The sequence below is a fragment of the Halorubrum sp. SD626R genome (genome assembly GCF_001261915.1).
Lineage (GTDB): Archaea > Halobacteriota > Halobacteria > Halobacteriales > Haloferacaceae > Halorubrum.
In genome coordinates this window covers 1-1,755 of sequence record NZ_CVRT01000131.1, presented here as the reverse complement: position 1 = coordinate 1,755, position 1,755 = coordinate 1, and the positions used below count along the sequence as shown (strand labels likewise).

The window sequence follows — 1,755 nt, the reverse complement described above, 5'->3', positions numbered from 1 at the left end:
CCTCAATCGGCTCGATCAACTGGGGCCTCCTGGAGTTCTTCGACTACAACGCGGTCGCCGAGCTCGGCACCGCGGTCGGCTCGGCGACGCTCGCGACCGTCGTGTACGGCGCGGTCGCCGTCGCCGGCGTCGTCACGCTCGTCGATCACGCTGGGTTCTACGACGTCCCCGACGTCGTCGACCAGCTCCGCGGTGACGGGGGCGACTAATGAACCGCAACACAAGCGCGGCCCTCGTCGTCGCGATTGCCGCGATCGCCGCGATCGGTCTCGCGTTCGGAGCCGGCGGGGTCGCCGGACAGACCAATTCAACCGAGCTCGCCAACGACACGCTCAACGTCGAGAACACGACTGAATCGGTCTATGTCGACGTGACCGGCGTCGACGACATGAACGGTAGCGGACCGGTCGACGTGAACGTGACGTTCACCGGGCTCAACGAGAGCGACGGGAGTAGCACCGTGCTCAACGAGACGACGCTCTCGGTCGCCGCAAACACGACCGAATCCGCGAACGTGACGCTCAATGAGTCCGACCGCGCGGCCTACGACTCGGTCCGCGTCGTCGCCTCAACCGGCGCGAACGCATCCCTGATCGACTCGGTCAACTGGGGCACCGTCGGGTCCGCCGGCGGAGCCGGGATTGGTCTCGGCGGCGATACCGGCGCGATCGGCATCGTCGCGGTGGCGTTGGTCGTCGTGTGGCTCGTCGGACGGGAGGACTAACTCATGACCGCAACACAACCGGATTCGCCCCGGCTCACTCGTCGGGGACTGCTGCGAACGACGGCCGTCGGGATCGGCGCCGCCGCCGGCGTCGGCGCGCTCGGCTCGACCGCGCGACCGGCAGCGGCGATCGACTGGGGTAGTATCGGTAAGACCGCGGCGATCGCCGCCGTGAGCCCGCCGGTCGCGCTCGGGTGGGCTCTGCGCGAATACGAAGTATTTGGTTCCAACCCACCGGCGGAAGGCCTGACTACTGAGGCGCTTCAACAGCAGGTATATCAAACTGCTCGGACACGGCGATCCGTCAATTCAAGCACGATTATCGACAACTCGAACATTCTCGATGGCATTGAGAATACCGCTTACACGGATGCTAAGGTGGCAGCAATCGAGGAATTGAATTCGGGATCGTCGGAGTCAGCCGTATTAGACGCCGCCAACGCTGAAATTGACTCGTATTTCACGACCGTTCAATCCAATTTTCTTAAAAGTTGGAACGAGTCGACTGCTGAATGGGCGAGTTTGCTATCGGCCCTCAAATCGCATCCAGACATCGGTGTGTTTGACGTAATCACCGCACCGCCCGCCAACGCCGCGGAGGATGAGCCTCTGATCGCCGCGAAGGCAGGTGAGTGGTCCACGGCTACCTACGGTGCCAGCACAACGAGTTATACCCTCGCTGATGGGACAAGCTTCGAGATGGCTGCTTTCGGCCTCGAAGCTCCTAACACGACATGGTACACTCCTGTTTCGGGATACGCAGGTATCTCTGCCGACCTTGACGGCCCGCCTCAGGTCTCCTACGACGGTCAGACTGTCGAGTTTCCCCGGCTTCAACCGTGGGTTGATATGCTCTCCACTATGGAGACTAAGGAGCAAAACGTCCGTGACGGCATCTCTACGTGGGTATCGAACGTCTACGGCGATGTTCAAAGTGGTGAAATCGAAATCACGGAACTCATTACGCCACGTGACCGCGCGGCGATGCTCTCCGATGACGAGTCGGAGGCACAAGCGATTTCGGCCCTCGC

2 protein-coding genes and 1 pseudogene are annotated in these 1,755 nt (G+C 62.1%); all 3 read left to right on the top strand.

Going from position 1 to position 1,755, the window contains the following annotated elements; all coding sequences use genetic code 11:
• The coding region (locus SD626R_RS13080) for a DUF378 domain-containing protein (protein WP_092566784.1) at positions 1–209 on the top strand (209 nt) is incomplete at its 5' end.
• Entirely contained in the window at positions 209–724 is a 516-nt protein-coding gene (locus SD626R_RS13075; protein ID WP_092566783.1) for a hypothetical protein, read from the top strand. The genes SD626R_RS13080 and SD626R_RS13075, both read left to right, overlap by 1 nt.
• A 3-nt stretch (positions 725–727) precedes the next feature.
• Positions 728–1,755: pseudogene (locus tag SD626R_RS16545) on the top strand (hypothetical protein); the annotation flags it as partial.